Below are 13,652 nucleotides of genomic sequence, written 5' to 3'. Positions count from 1 at the left end.
ATCACTATGAACAAGCAAACGTTAATCAAACTACTTAACAGCGATGCAGGACTGGCCCCCTTGGTACTGCGTCTACCCCTAGGACTCATCTTCGCCGCCCATGGCGCCCAGAAGCTGTTCGGCTGGTTTGGCGGCTATGGCCTGGAAGGAACAGGGCAGTGGATGGCCAGCGTCGGCTTCGAACCCGGTTACCTGATGGCCCTGCTGGCCGGTAGCGCCGAGTTCTTCGGTGGTCTGGCACTGGTGCTGGGTCTGCTGACCCGTCCCGCCGCCGCGCTGACGGCCTTCACCATGGCGGTGGCCATGACGCTGCACGTGGGCAACGGCCTGTTTGTCTCTAATAACGGCTACGAGTTTGCCTTGATATTGCTGGCGGCCTCACTATCTCTGGCGGTGCAGGGCGGTGGACGCTACTCGGTCGACAAGCTACTGACCGGTCGTCTCTAAGGTTAGCCAATTTTACGGTAGGGGCGGGTGTAGGAGACTATGCCCCGCATCCTGTTACGGGTTTAGAAGGAGAAGCAGATGTTAGTCGATGGTCGTTGGAATGGAGATTGGCAGCCGGTGCAGGCGAAGGATGATGAGGGGCGTTTCGTGCGTCAGATCTCTAGCTTTCGCAACTGGATAACGCCGACAGGTGAGGCTGGCCCTACGGGTGAGGGCGGTTTTAAGGCGGAGTCTGGTCGCTATCATCTCTATGTCGCTTATATCTGCCCCTGGGCCTCACGTACCCTGATGGTGCGGGCGCTCAAGGGCCTTAGCGAGCATATCAGTGTCAGCGTGGTCAACCCCGTGCTTTCGGAGCAGGGCTGGCAGTTTGGCGGCGCGATTGATAGCAAGGTAGTTGGAGACAGCGACATCCTCAATGGCCACAAGTATCTGCATCAGCTCTATACCCAGGTGGATCCACGCTTTACCGGCAGGGCGACCGTACCCGTGCTCTGGGATAAGCAGCGCCAGGTGATAGTGAATAACGAATCGGCAGACATCATACGCATGTTAAACACCGCCTTCGATCACCTTACCGACTCGGCACTAAATCCGGCATTGGACCTCTATCCGCAGGGGCTGCATCAAGCTATCGATAGCCTGAATGAGCGTCTCTATCATGAGCTAAACAATGGCGTCTACAAGGCGGGCTTTGCCACCAGTCAGTTTGCATACGAAGAGGCCTATCAAGGCGTCTTTAGCCTGCTCGATGAGCTGGAGCAGACCCTGAGCGATGGTCGCCCCTACTTGCTCGGCGAGCAGCTGACCGAGTCGGATATTCGCGCCTTCGTGACTCTGGTGCGCTTCGATGTCGCCTACTATGGCCTGTTTAAGTGTAACCGTGAGCTGATCGCCCAGAAGCCGCAGCTACAGGCCTATCTGCAGCGCATCTATGCCCTCGATGGCATCGCAGCCTCGGTCAATATCGAGCATATCAAGCAGGGCTACTATTCGATCAAGGCGCTGAATCCGACAGGCATAGTGCCTGTCGGCCCTCAGGTTAGCTTATGACGCCAGGTATGGAGTCGAAAGTGAGTTCAGAAAGAGTTTAAAAGTGAGTCAAAGCATGAGTACAAGACAAATCTCCCCTGAGGTGAGTGAGCAGCTAAAGGTAGCAACCATAGCAACAGCAACCAGCGCCGGGCTAATGCCCAGCCTGTTCGTCTCCCACGGCTCGCCCATGTTGGCCCTGGATGACAGCGACAACGCCGCGTTTCTCGCCGAGCTGGGCCAGGTGCTGCCAAGGCCCAAGGCGATACTGGTGTTTTCGGCGCACACGGATCTCAGTGGCAAGGTGCGTATCGCATCTAGCGAGGCCCCGCGCACTGTGCACGACTTCTACGGCTTTCCCGACGCCCTCTACCGAGTCAACTATCCGGCCCCTGGCGCGCCTAAGCTGGCTGGCGAGGTCGCGGATCTTCTGCAAACCGCCGGGTTTGACGCCAAGTTAGATGAGCAGCTTGGCTGGGATCACGGCCTCTGGACGCCGCTCAGCCGTCTCTATCCCGAGGCGGATATCCCTCTGGTGCTGGTCTCTATCGACAGCCGTCAGGGCGCAAACTATCACTATCGCCTGGGACAGGCGGTAAAATCCCTGCGCGCCGACGGCGTGCTGGTACTGGGTTCGGGTGGCATCAGCCACAACCTGGGCGAGTTGTTTCGCCGCCCCGGCGACCCGCAAAAAGTAGAGAAAATGCAAAGCTTCGTGAATTGGATCGCCGATAAGCTTTCCCAAGGAGATCTACCCGCGCTGCTGGATGTCGAGCGCCAGGCCCCACACGCCAGGTTTAACCACCCCAGCATAGAACACCTGATGCCCTTCTACGTCGCCCTAGGCGCAGGACAGGGCGAAGGAGTTAATGAGGCCACTAAGCCGCCACTACGACTACACCAAAGCGTCGAACTACAAATCCTCGCCCTAGACACCTACGCCTGGCTCGAGTAACTATCAGCGTGGTAGAGGTGTCTTGCGCGACATAACTTATTTTGGACAAAAGCAAGTAGACCGTCGAATAAAGGTATTGGCTTTTTAGATTGTAACCTTTAGCGGCATAGGTTTTTACTTCGCTGATGGTAGCGTTGACCATCATGGTTTTGAATTGCCTGCGGCAAGGCTTATGTGCAAACACATTTGTGACACGGTGAGTGAAGCCTAGCTTCGTGCATACGAACGAGAGGCATGGATGCCGAACTGGCCGTTAGACAAGGATGTTGTTCGAGCACTTCCCTGTGAGCTCTACCTCGGCATCTGACCTCCACGGAAGGAGGGAATGCCAAAAATGTCGGGAACATTTTTGGCCATACATAGGAAGGTCACAAATGTGTTTACACCAGTATCTATCGTCTCTTCGATTTGACGTTACAGGACAGCCCAGCTTTAAAATATTCTTGGACATTTTCGAGTTAAAGCCTTAACTCTAACCTGTCAGTTTCGGATAAAAATTTCTATGGGATAACACCCAAATCATGGGCAAATGTGGAGCGCAGCGGAAGATTTGTCCCTGTGCCTGCGTTTGTTATGCCTAAACCCACGATGAGGTTAAATCACCATGGCAAATAGCTCTATCGAATAGATTGTTTACCAAAATTGGTTCATAGACATAATCTTTGTTTAATGGATCAGTTACCATAGCAACTGGTTGACCGGCGAGCTTTCCTTTGGCCGCTAATGAAAACTGAAGAGTAAGATCGATAACACTCAGATCGAACGAAGTTATCCAAACGTGTATGTTAACGTCTGAAACGCCTTTACCTTTCTTTATTAAAGCCTCTATTGACTCCTTACTTGCTAACGATGGCTCTGGCTCACCTTTGTAATAGACATTGCCCACGGTCAGAAAGAATGGCAGCTCAGGTAATCGGCCTCGGTCTTGTAAATCCTCAATTAATTGAACTGCGTAGGTGGAATACTCTAAACATTTATTCGCAGGTTTAACAAAGCCTTTGTTAATTAATTGTTCCTTTAGCAGCTCTACTAACTCTTTATTAAAAGAACGGTTGCGATTTTGACTCCCTGATTTTTCAATTCTATCAATAAAATCCCCCAACTCATCTGCATCTACTGACCAGCCTGAGAGCAACTGGTTACCAAGCTTGATAGCTTCCAAAAACTTTTCTTTATATTCAGATTTACACATTGGGGTTCCAAATATTTAGGCATAACGCCCAAAGCAGCGGCGCGCGTTAGCGCGTCCAGCCCGCAGGGCGAAGCTGCGTTTGTTTGTTAGCTGTTTTACTCTTGCTCAGAGTCTTTTATCTGGCATATAAGGAAATCAGTTGTACTTTCTTTCCAGTTTAGCCACATTGCAATAAGGCTAGCAACAAGCCAGATTCCAGAACCAATTGCGGCTAAAATAAAAACCGCTTCCCATGTGTTTGCGGGGATTCCGAATTTTTCAGTGAACGCAGCAGATACATTTGCTAGAACTACCGATATGAAAAGACCCAAAGGAGCTAGCCAGCCTTTTCTTGTTCCCATTTTTTTAAGATGTTTCAAGAGAATGTTTTCTAGCTTATCTTCAGTAATTTCAATTAAGTCAGATTTTACGTTTGAACGACGTTCATTGACAAAGCGACTTTCACTAGCATCACTTGTTTCGAAGCTGGCTATTTGCTCATTATTTTCCATCGGTTCCTCCCTCTTTAGGAAGCATATCTAAAGCTCCTAACGCATGAGAGGTGATTGCGCCGCAATTATTGCAAGCGATATGTGCCACAGGCACACTCGGGCCTCCTATGAAAAAACCAGCAGAAAAATCATCTTGGATCTGGATATTTGTGAAGCCCTCTAGAACAGTAAAGGCATTCTGCCCACAACGATGACAAGGACGAGTAGCCCCCTTCTCGCTTAATTTCTTTGCTATTTTATCTCTATCAATTGCCATTAATTTTAAATCCTTCCTTCGAGATTACGTAACAGCTAACGCCGCGAACACGGGCCGGAAAAGCGCGCAGCGCTTTGGAGGTCCAGCCAGCTTCGCTGGCGAACGTGCTTTGCTTTGTTAAGCATTACTTGATTTCATACTGTGCCAGGCCTTGCCAACCATCGACATGTGAAACGGTACGATAGATTTGGTTACCTCTTATTTCATATTGCGGAAGCCCTTGCCAGCCGTTTACATGTGAAACTGTTCGGTATATTTCGTTGCCTCGGATTTCATACTGGGGCAAACCCTGCCAGCCATCGACGTGCGAAACAGTACGATATATTTCGTTACCACGGATCTCATATTGTGGGAGACCTTGCCATCCATCAACGTGGCTAACCGTTCTATAAATTTGTGCCATTCATAAACTCCTGTAAATTCTGGTTTTGATGCTTAACGCCACCTTAAGCGGCTAAATATAGTTGGCTAAAATATTGAACGGAGTGAAAATAGCCAACTGTATTTTGTCCGTTTGAAGGCCTTGTTAGGCTAGTTATCACCACTATTTAATAGTGGCTTTATTTTATTATTTATTAGATCACAACCTGTTTTGATTGCACTTTCTAACTCTAAAATACCACCTGAAATTCCTAATTCTTTCTTTATAACAGAAATAACCTTAGGCATTTTTAACATGTGATCAGTGTGCTTTGAAAGTGCGAATGATAAAAGCTCTCGTGAGTCACACTCTGGGCTACCTTTCTTTAAAGAAATTTCAAAGATGGTTTCAGCTATATTAGCTAGATACTCTAGAACAACTTTTGATGTTTCTGCATTTGCGGCTGTAAACATTTGACCAAAAATGAATTCATTTTCTGAGAGCACTTTATTAATATCAGCCTGTTCAGTATTAACGTCGGCCATTTTTATAATTAATTGAGTTTGCCTATTGATAGCTCCCGAGACTTTTAAAAGCGTATCCTTTTTTATATCTTTCTTATGGTTCTTATAATTCCAAGCGTTAGTAACAATAAATGTTATAAAAGCCACACAAACCGCAACGATAGAAATGATTTCACGTGTACTCAATAATTCAGATACAACCTCAGGTGTGCTCATAACTTTCCTTAGTAGCCTAACATTTTATTAGTGCGCATGCGCGTTTACCTCGTTGGACCAGTGAAAACGCGCACAGTTAACTATCTGTATACAATGAACTTATCAGCATTTTGCTAAATATACCATCTGGAAAAACGCGCATGCGCGTTTGCCAAACCTATTATCTCAAGTCGTCAACACATAACTGATTGATAAAAATGAGTTATATGAAATATCACGTGTACAAACGCGCGTTGGGTATAAACAAGTTAACTTTTTGACTCCTTTCCGCACTCAATGGGACCAAATCGAAGAGACGTTTAGATACTGGTGTAAGCACGCTTTTGGCTCTCGGCGGCATGGACGCCGCCGTGAAGCCCACACGGATGTGCTTGCGGCGTGCCAAAAGTGTGCTTGCACATCCCTCGCCGGGCAGGCGTTAGATAGCAATGAAGGTTCGACCTTCAAATCACCTTAACAAACGCCAACACCGCTAACGGCGAAAGTAATCATGCTAAAAATATGAAAAAGCCTCGACGGACGAATCGGCTAACGAAACAGGAAATGAGCAAGAGATAGAGCAGGGGAAAAGGGGCGAGCGATACGCCCCCGAGAAGATTTACCTAAGCCTCTCCCCAAGTTGATTCGATTTAATCTTGTGAGAAACTTTTGGACAGAAATGCGATAGAGCATGAACTCTAAAGCTAGGGGGGAGGAAAAATATGGTAATCAAATAAAGTCTACTCTTACCCCACATATCACTGACTCCACATATCATATGGCGAGCCCGATTAATTTCTTTTGCGCTCTAGAGACGGGCTTGAGTGATGTTGAAGTGTTGTTGGATGGTATCCATAATTTATGCAATTTACTTCTTATGCCAAAAAAATGAGGGATCGGATGACCATGTTCCACTTTTAATATCCAGAGTTCCCCAAAATGATTCTCTAACATACACCGCAAACCGCCCATGCTTTTCTAGATCCCAGGAAACATCAGTTTCTACTTCACTGGGAAATTTATTATTGGCGTAAACACTAATAGTCCAATAATGAGGTCTAAATGGATCAAATAAGCTTCTAGTCCTTGGAACTGCTATGAAATCGCTATATAAGATATTGTTGTTATCCAAATACTGTGTGGCGGCGGCAACTATCTTGCTTGGGGGCTGATAGACTCTTTTTTCAACAGGATATAACAAGACAACAGCCAACATGCCTATGGTTCCAAAAACCAACATATTCGGCCATTTAGCAGGCCCGAAATACCAAGCGATAAGACCGGATAATATTAGCCAGATAGCAAAGCATATGTAGAGCGGCTCTAAATCCAGCAACATAGGGAAAAAAGAGATACCTGTATCCCCAGGCGCTGCACTGTAAAACAGTGCTGCGCCGAATAATAGCGAACACAACGCCTCTAACATTCTTAACTTAATCAAACTGAATGCTCCACTGTGTTAACGTGCCAAAATTATCTTTCTTTTGATCGCTAACCTTGAGCAAATCACCGTCATAGTCATTTTGGGCTACATGTATATACATGGCTTTTCCAGTAGAAGTGACCTCATCGCCTACCGCAACGGGAGTGGCATTCTCGGCCGTTGAACAGCCTAGAAATTCCCAGCAGGAATATAATGCACTGGTTGCCACATTCCTTTTAGATATAACATTGCCACCCTTTATCAAGGGGTACATGGTTAATTGGTTTATTTTCAATGCTGTGTTTGATTGTAGTTTTGCAAAATCAGCAGCAGGAATGGAGAATGTAATTCTGTTAATCCCTTTCTTCAGTTCGATGTCAGGATTGCCATAGACTCCGACATGCTCGTCACCGACAGTGGTTATTGTGGCCGAATAGCCAAACTTTGCTGCTGCGGGAAGCGTATCCACCTCAAAGGATACGTTTATCATTTCGATGAAACGTCCATCCGCGCTGTCAATGGGCTCGAATGTCACATTACCTAAATAAAGTAAATCGTCTCGTTCCCAGGAATCTTGTTCAAAATATGAAGTAGTGTAAAAATTATCTTTATCTTGAATCCTCAAATAACCATAATCAAGCCAGAAATCTGAAACTGTAAATTTACCTGAATATCCTAGGCTCCTTAGTTTCTCCCCCTTAAACGTTACAAAAATTTTATTTTTTGTAGCATCCATTTTGTTCCCTGCAAAAATTTTAGTACCATCTTCGGTCTCTAACGTAACCCCGTTGTAATAAAATCCTGTCGATTGAAATGGGCCTGCAGTCTCAAACTCCAATCTGAGTTCATCAATATAACCATCTTTATCTAAGTCGACCAATATCTCATTAACACTGCCGGTAACATATACTTGTGGGAGTATAGATTTAAAGCTTTGGTCAACACTGACTTCAAACCTCTCACCGTTTAAATTAGTACCATTAATTCTGACAAGCACAGTGTACTCCCCCTCAACCTCAGGGATGAAAAAAGCATGATAACTCCCATCACTGGCTTTGAAGTCCATTCCAGAGCCATCATCTACAGCTATAATCTTGCTGACTACAACACCATCTTTCACAAACTCAAAAGAGGCTTCGGCTGTAGCCAGTGGAACGCCATCATCATACAGTTGCACATCGACAGGAAACATATTTCCTACGCTAATTGGTTTTTTATTTGGACCAACCTCGCCAACTGTTAATGCAACATTTATCTTTGATGTAGGGAATTTTATACTGATTGGGATAAGAGTTTGAGAGCCACTCGCCTTTCCTGTAATGACATAGTTACCTGAGGTAACATTATTGAGCTCTATGATAAGGCTCTTTTCTAACGAAATTAAGTGTTCTTGTGGAGTCAATGGGGTAAAGAATAGAAAGTTACAATTGTAATTTGAAGCATTCTCAGAATTAATGACAACTCCACTCGGCATAATTAACTGAATATTGCTAATGTTCGTATCATCAACCATAGAGATCGAAATGACAAACTTTTCAAGAGCAGGTGACATAAATGATGTTGAAAACTCACCATTTATAATCTCGCCAGACTTATTAATCTGTATGCTTTGTGGTATTGAACTAGCACTAAAAGTATTGAGTACAGCCAAGATACCTAAAAATGTACTTAAAATCAGCTTGTTCATTTCAAATTACTCCACCCCAACATTCCACCAAGCACATCGTCTATGACTTGTCCATCTGTCCAGACCTGGTGCCAAGATTTCCATAAAGTACGATTGCGTGATTCCGGCTGTTTTCCCAATTAAATAGGGTCAGAGTTAACTTATTGAGGGATTTGATTGGTGCTTGTTGGTTTTTTCATTCCCTGTATGGCGTCGTCGATGTTTGAATCGAGTTGGCCTAGCTCTGTCCTTGATTGGTGAAACTTTAATCTAATCTATAGTTGGTATTCAACATGACGCGTCATATTTTATGCGCTGTTTTCCTTAAAAATAATAGCTTATATCAACGAGAAACAGATGAAGCTAAATCGAGGAGATGTTAGATACCGAGTGCAGATACGCCGGTGACCTTCGGTTTCAGGGATGAAACCGCAGAGCGGTCAAGGCCAAAAATGTTCCCTACATTTTTTGGCATTCCCTACATCCATGTAGGTCAGAAGGCGCACAGCGTGTCACAGGCGTATCTGCACATCCGTCGCTCCTTCACATCCCTGTGATTACGACATTTGTACTTCCATGTACAGCACCCGCCGGAGCAGGCGTTAGATTGCCATGAAGGTACAACTCCCAACTCACTTAACAGATGAACAGTTACAATTACTTCTCGTAACAAATGAAGCCAAATCGAAGAGACGTTGGATACCGAGTGTAGATACGCCGGTGAGCTTCCGAAACAGGGATGTTTCGGTAGAGCCTAAAGGGATTTATTCACGGCGTCTCACAGGCGTATCTGCACATAAGCCTGCCGCAGGCAATTAACAGCAATGTAGGTACGATCTTCAAATCATCTCAACAAAATCCATCACCGCCAACGGCTAAAATAACTATGCTAGAAACGCGAAATAGCCTCGATGTTCGAGCCGCCGAATGAAACAGGAAATGATCAAGAGATAGAGCAGGGGAAAAGGGGCGAGCGATACGCCCCCGAGAAGATTTACCTAAGTCGCTCCCCTCGATTAATCTCAATCAACCTATCCAATATATGCTCCCCATCCATACGGATGCCATTATGCTCATATTCAGAGGTGAGCCAGTACCTCAGGTTACCCACCTGAGCTGCCGTCTCCAGGCTGTAATTCATCTCCACAAACATATCTTCGCTGTAGATGGCTGCAGCGACCGGCACCTGGTTGTCGGCCAGCTTGGCGGGATCGTAGAGCATGGGCCAGTCGGCCTTGTCGGCCAGCAGGTGCGCCGCGTGTTTCAGCGGTTTCAGGTTAGTGAACTGATCGAAGAACCAGGGGTAGACCATCTCGCCGGTAAACAGGAAGGGCTTGTCTGCCTGGTAGTTAAACTCGTTATAAGTCTGTCTTACCCTATGGGCCGCCCAGCTCGAGGCGTCTTGCTGACAATAGATGCTCTCGTGCAGCAGGGCGAAGATGGGGTTGGTGTTAAAGTCCAATAGCTGGCAGAAGTGAGCCAAAAACAGTGGGTTGACCTGAGTGCCCTGGGTCGTCTCTATCAGGGCCTGCTCCAGCAGGTAATAGACGGGTTCGCCGCCTTGCTCCATGCCTATGTTGATCCCAAGTAGTTGCAGCATCTCCACCGTCAGACGCTCGCCGGTGGCGATGCGCACTTCATTTTCTTGCAGGTAGCTGGCCAGGCGTTTAACCAGCTCCTGCGCGTCTGGGAAACGGGCGAAGAAGTCCTGGTTCTTGGCTAGCACCCGCTTGTAGGCGGCCTGATAGACCTCATCGGCGCTGCGGGTCAGCGAAGGGATGCCGCCCGTGATATAGGCCTCATGTAGGCCATGGGGCGCATCGTTTAGGTATTTCAGTACGCAGAAGCCGCCGAAGCTCTGACCGAGTATGCTCCATTTCTCATCGCCTATGAGCTGCGCGCGAATAAGCTCGGCATCCTGGATGATGCTGTCGGCGCGAAAATGGCTGAGGTAGTCGGCCTGGGCTTGTGAGTCCAGATGGGCCAGTGAGGCATAGTTGATCGGGCTCGAGAGGCCGGTGCCGCGCTGATCCAGCAGCAAGACGCGATATTCCTGCAGGGCGCGCTTTATCCAGCCGCCGTTGGCTGCGGGTCTGATGGCGCCAAAGCCAGGGCCGCCCTGGAAGTAGACCAGATAAGGCAGATTGCGATCAGTGTGTTCAGGCGTCACTAACTCCCGGGCGAAGACTGTGATGCACTCGCCATCCGGGGTTTGATGATCCAGTGGCAGCGAAAAAAAGTGTTTGCGGCAATGGATGCCGGCGAGGCGTTGTAGATCGGACATGATGAGCCTTTGATTGATTCTTGTTGGTAATGCTTTTTGATGAATAAATGTGCGCTAATGTCAGGCAGCAGGGTACTAAATGACGCGGATAGGTTATCCTAGATCAATCTTTTTGTCAGTGCCGTTAGAGAATCCCAACCCGATGATTTAACCTATGCCGGGGTGGATGAAAGTGGAAAGAATAAGATGAAGTATCAAATTGTGCCTGTGACGCCATTTCAGCAAAATTGCAGCATCATCTGGTGTGAAAAAACCAAACAGGCGGCCGTGGTCGACCCGGGTGGCGACATAGAGCGGATCCAGCAGCAGCTGGCCCATCATGGCTTGACCCTAGAGAAAATCTTGCTCACCCATGGCCATATTGACCATGTGGGCGGCGCCAAGGCGCTGGCCGACGCGGCGGGGGTGCCCATCATAGGCCCCCATAAGGATGATGCCTTCTGGCTGGAGACCCTGCCGCAACAGAGCAAGCACTTTGGTTTTCTGCCCGTGGCCGCCTTCGAGCCAGCCCAGTATCTTGTATCGGGCGATCGCGTCACCGTGGGCGAGCAGACCCTGGAAGTGCTGCATTGCCCCGGGCATACGCCGGGCCATATCGTGTTCTACAGTGAGGCCGACAAGCTGGCCTGGGTGGGTGATGTGCTGTTTAAGGGCTCTATCGGCCGTACCGATTTTCCTCAGTCGAGTCATACGGATCTGATAAACTCCATCACCCAGGTGCTCTGGCCTTTGGGCCGTGAGGTGAGCTTTATTCCCGGTCATGGGCCTATCTCGACCTTCGGCGCCGAGCGTCAGCAAAACCCCTTCGTGGCGGATCAACTGCTGAACTGATCTCACTAACTAATCTTGATAATCAGGATTCTAAATACTTGTTTTAAGACGGCGGTTCATTCGAATCGCCGTTTTTTCGTTGTGAAATCTTTTGCAACGCTTTGAGTCTGTTTTTTATTTCTGTGTCTGCTAGGTTAAGGCATTAGTCCTTAATTTTGCCTAAGAGACACAGGGATATGTCACATCACATCGAAGATCTGCTCAACGCCTGGTCGGCGGCGCCCCAAGATGATTGGGTGCTGGCCGTGGTAACCCATGTGGAGGGCTCGGCCTATCGGAAGGTGGGCGCCATGATGCTGATCCACGGCATGGGTATGAGTGTCGGCCTGGTGAGCGGCGGCTGCCTGGAGGCCGACCTGCGCCGCCTGGCCCAGAAGGTGATCCAGACGGGGCAGGCCGCCAGCGTCTGTTACGATGCCACCGACGAGGCCGATGCCAGCTATCAGCTGGGCTGTGGCGGACTCGTTCATCTCATGCTGGTGCCCCTGTGCGCCGCCAATCACTATCTGCATTTTCAGGCGCTTAAGGCCGCGCTCGCCAGCCAGGGGCGATGCCATTATCAGCTAGATCTTGTCGATGCTTCGCTGTCGCTCGATTCGACTAGTGCCGCTGGCTCCTCAGATTCAGTTGACGCCCAGGTGTGGACCAGTCAGCAGGCCCTGGATGATGCCAAGGCGGGCTGGCAACTGAGCGACTTTCCCCGTCCCGGCGTCCTGCAGGGTGAGCTAGCCAGTCTCATAATTCCCCTGCGTGAACGTCATCGCATCGCCATCTTCGGCGGCGGCCTGGATGCCCAGCCAGTGTGTCAGATTGCTCAGCAGCTGGGCTGGCGAGTGGATGTGGTCGACCGTCGCACCAGCTATGCCAGGGAGTATGACTTTGTCGGCGCCAACATCATCAAGCTGCCGGTCAACGAGCTGCCACAGAGTTTCTGGATCCGCCTCGATGGCGCCATCGTCATGCAGCACAACCTGGAGCTGGATGCCCAGGCCCTGGCGGCAATTCATCAACACGCCCGGGAGCTTAGCTACCTGGCGCTGCTGGGCCCTGGCCATAGGCGTGACAGGGTGCTGGCCCTTGCCGGGCTAGAGGTTGCAAGCTTTGGCGCCTATTTCTCGGCGCCGGCCGGCCTGGCGTTAGGGGGCGAGCTGCCATCTTCGATAGCCCTCTCCATATTGTCCGAATGTCACGGCGTGCTGCACGGCGCCAAGCGGGTCGCCCTCAAAGAGGTGATGGCGTGAAGCCTGATACCTGTATCCAAGGTAAGGTGATGCTCGCCCTGCTGGCGGCGGGGGAGAGCCGACGTTTCGGCGGCGTGAAGCTGGCGCAGTCCCTAACAAATGATGATTTGGCGAGTGATGACTTAATCGCTAATGACCTAGCAAGTGCTTCGTCAGAACCTAAGCCGACTGAATCTAAAAACATAGTGGCTCATTACGTTGCCGGTCCATCCCCGACGACCCTGATAGGTCACCAATTTCATGCGCTAAGTGAGGTGGCAGCCAGATTAGGCGCGAGTCTTTGTGTGATCACCGGTGCCTACCATGAGGCGGTGGCAGCCTGCTTGCCGCCATCGGCTAAGCTAGTGCATAACCCTGACTGGAAAGGGGGGCTTGGTCACTCTATCGCCGCGGCGGCCAAGGAGGCCAGGTCGAAGCGCGCCGAGACGCTATTGATTGCCCTTGGGGATCAGCTGCTACTGGGGGCTGATGATTACCTTGGGCTGTTTCGCGCCCGCGTCCGGGCAAACACCCGGGTTTGTGCCTATTATGAGTTAACTCTGGGGGCGCCGGCGCTGTTTCATTTTGACGATTATGAGGCGCTGTCTAACCTGAGCGGCGATCGCGGCGCCAAGGCCCTCTTGTCTCGACGTTACCAGGAGGGCAGCCTCATCGCCATGGCGATGGAGGCTGCCAGCGTCGATATCGATACCCGATCTCAGCTAATGGCGTACTTGGCGAGGAGCAAGGCGGGCGCCCAATGACACCACCGACT

General features: G+C 49.3%; 14 protein-coding genes. 6 read left to right on the top strand and 8 right to left on the bottom strand.

Annotated elements, in window-relative coordinates; translation table 11 throughout:
* The first annotated feature begins 6 nt into the window (after window positions 1-6).
* The 3 genes from K0H80_RS11615 (at window position 7) to K0H80_RS11605 (ending at window position 2,434) form a co-directional block, all read left to right on the top strand.
* Complete coding sequence (locus K0H80_RS11615; RefSeq protein WP_011866074.1) at window positions 7-447, top strand: DoxX family protein; 441 nt, start codon at window positions 7-9, stop codon at window positions 445-447.
* A gap of 78 nt (window positions 448-525) precedes the next feature.
* Window positions 526-1,500 (top strand): glutathione S-transferase family protein, encoded by a 975-nt coding sequence (locus tag K0H80_RS11610; protein WP_220071678.1) that lies wholly within the window; start codon window positions 526-528, stop codon window positions 1,498-1,500.
* 55 nt (window positions 1,501-1,555) lie between these two features.
* Entirely contained in the window at window positions 1,556-2,434 is an 879-nt protein-coding gene (locus tag K0H80_RS11605) for a DODA-type extradiol aromatic ring-opening family dioxygenase (RefSeq protein ID WP_258406082.1), read from the top strand.
* Window positions 2,435-3,011: 577 nt separating this feature from the next.
* Here the strand turns inward: K0H80_RS11605 and K0H80_RS11600 are convergent.
* From K0H80_RS11600 to K0H80_RS11565, 8 genes are all read right to left on the bottom strand, one after another.
* A complete protein-coding gene (locus K0H80_RS11600; RefSeq protein ID WP_220071677.1) occupies window positions 3,012-3,626 on the bottom strand; it encodes a hypothetical protein in 615 nt (204 codons plus the stop codon).
* 95 nt (window positions 3,627-3,721) lie between these two features.
* Window positions 3,722-4,117 carry a hypothetical protein gene (locus K0H80_RS11595; protein ID WP_220071676.1) on the bottom strand — a complete coding sequence of 132 codons (396 nt, stop codon included), beginning with the start codon at window positions 4,115-4,117 and terminating at the stop codon, window positions 3,722-3,724.
* Window positions 4,107-4,373: a hypothetical protein gene (locus K0H80_RS11590; protein WP_220071675.1), complete on the bottom strand. Its 267-nt coding sequence runs from the start codon at window positions 4,371-4,373 to the stop codon at window positions 4,107-4,109. The genes K0H80_RS11595 and K0H80_RS11590 overlap by 11 nt, the downstream gene beginning before the upstream one ends.
* 124 nt (window positions 4,374-4,497) lie before the next feature.
* Window positions 4,498-4,776, bottom strand: a complete 279-nt coding sequence (locus K0H80_RS11585; protein WP_220071674.1) for a hypothetical protein — start codon at window positions 4,774-4,776, stop codon at window positions 4,498-4,500.
* A 128-nt stretch (window positions 4,777-4,904) separates the two neighbouring features.
* Window positions 4,905-5,474: a hypothetical protein gene (locus K0H80_RS11580; protein ID WP_220071673.1), complete on the bottom strand. Its 570-nt coding sequence runs from the start codon at window positions 5,472-5,474 to the stop codon at window positions 4,905-4,907.
* 847 nt (window positions 5,475-6,321) lie between these two features.
* Entirely contained in the window at window positions 6,322-6,894 is a 573-nt protein-coding gene (locus tag K0H80_RS11575) for a hypothetical protein (protein ID WP_220071672.1), read from the bottom strand.
* Window positions 6,887-8,563: a choice-of-anchor X domain-containing protein gene (locus tag K0H80_RS11570; RefSeq protein WP_220071671.1), complete on the bottom strand. Its 1,677-nt coding sequence runs from the start codon at window positions 8,561-8,563 to the stop codon at window positions 6,887-6,889. The genes K0H80_RS11575 and K0H80_RS11570 overlap by 8 nt, the downstream gene beginning before the upstream one ends.
* 973 nt (window positions 8,564-9,536) lie before the next feature.
* On the bottom strand, window positions 9,537-10,826 hold the full coding sequence (locus K0H80_RS11565; RefSeq protein ID WP_220071670.1) for an alpha/beta fold hydrolase: 1,290 nt from the start codon (window positions 10,824-10,826) through the stop codon (window positions 9,537-9,539).
* 186 nt (window positions 10,827-11,012) lie between these two features.
* Between K0H80_RS11565 and K0H80_RS11560 the strand changes: the two genes are divergently transcribed.
* From K0H80_RS11560 to K0H80_RS11550, 3 genes are all read left to right on the top strand, one after another.
* On the top strand, window positions 11,013-11,657 hold the full coding sequence (locus K0H80_RS11560) for an MBL fold metallo-hydrolase (protein ID WP_220071669.1): 645 nt from the start codon (window positions 11,013-11,015) through the stop codon (window positions 11,655-11,657).
* Between the two features lie 176 nt (window positions 11,658-11,833).
* Complete coding sequence (locus K0H80_RS11555) at window positions 11,834-12,898, top strand: XdhC family protein (protein ID WP_220071668.1); 1,065 nt, start codon at window positions 11,834-11,836, stop codon at window positions 12,896-12,898.
* Window positions 12,895-13,641, top strand: a complete 747-nt coding sequence (locus K0H80_RS11550) for a nucleotidyltransferase family protein (protein ID WP_220071667.1) — start codon at window positions 12,895-12,897, stop codon at window positions 13,639-13,641. The genes K0H80_RS11555 and K0H80_RS11550 overlap by 4 nt, the downstream gene beginning before the upstream one ends.
* Window positions 13,642-13,652: the final 11 nt, after the last annotated feature.

The organism is Shewanella aegiceratis (assembly GCF_019457495.1).
GTDB classification, from domain to species: Bacteria; Pseudomonadota; Gammaproteobacteria; order Enterobacterales; family Shewanellaceae; genus Shewanella; species Shewanella loihica.
The sequence above is the reverse complement of the archived record's forward strand: the minus strand, read 5'-3'. Positions and strand labels throughout refer to the sequence as shown.

Excerpts from the sequence above, each read along its gene's own strand:
- K0H80_RS11615 (WP_011866074.1), top strand. The coding sequence starts at position 7 with ATGAACAAGCAAACGTTAATCAAACTACTTAACAGCGATGCAGGACTG.
- K0H80_RS11610 (WP_220071678.1), top strand. The coding sequence starts at position 526 with ATGTTAGTCGATGGTCGTTGGAATGGAGATTGGCAGCCGGTGCAGGCG.
- K0H80_RS11605 (WP_258406082.1), top strand. The coding sequence starts at position 1,556 with ATGAGTACAAGACAAATCTCCCCTGAGGTGAGTGAGCAGCTAAAGGTA.
- K0H80_RS11600 (WP_220071677.1), bottom strand. The coding sequence starts at position 3,626 with ATGTGTAAATCTGAATATAAAGAAAAGTTTTTGGAAGCTATCAAGCTT.
- K0H80_RS11595 (WP_220071676.1), bottom strand. The coding sequence starts at position 4,117 with ATGGAAAATAATGAGCAAATAGCCAGCTTCGAAACAAGTGATGCTAGT.
- K0H80_RS11590 (WP_220071675.1), bottom strand. The coding sequence starts at position 4,373 with ATGGCAATTGATAGAGATAAAATAGCAAAGAAATTAAGCGAGAAGGGG.
- K0H80_RS11585 (WP_220071674.1), bottom strand. The coding sequence starts at position 4,776 with ATGGCACAAATTTATAGAACGGTTAGCCACGTTGATGGATGGCAAGGT.
- K0H80_RS11580 (WP_220071673.1), bottom strand. The coding sequence starts at position 5,474 with ATGAGCACACCTGAGGTTGTATCTGAATTATTGAGTACACGTGAAATC.
- K0H80_RS11570 (WP_220071671.1), bottom strand. The coding sequence starts at position 8,563 with ATGAACAAGCTGATTTTAAGTACATTTTTAGGTATCTTGGCTGTACTC.
- K0H80_RS11565 (WP_220071670.1), bottom strand. The coding sequence starts at position 10,826 with ATGTCCGATCTACAACGCCTCGCCGGCATCCATTGCCGCAAACACTTT.
- K0H80_RS11560 (WP_220071669.1), top strand. The coding sequence starts at position 11,013 with ATGAAGTATCAAATTGTGCCTGTGACGCCATTTCAGCAAAATTGCAGC.
- K0H80_RS11555 (WP_220071668.1), top strand. The coding sequence starts at position 11,834 with ATGTCACATCACATCGAAGATCTGCTCAACGCCTGGTCGGCGGCGCCC.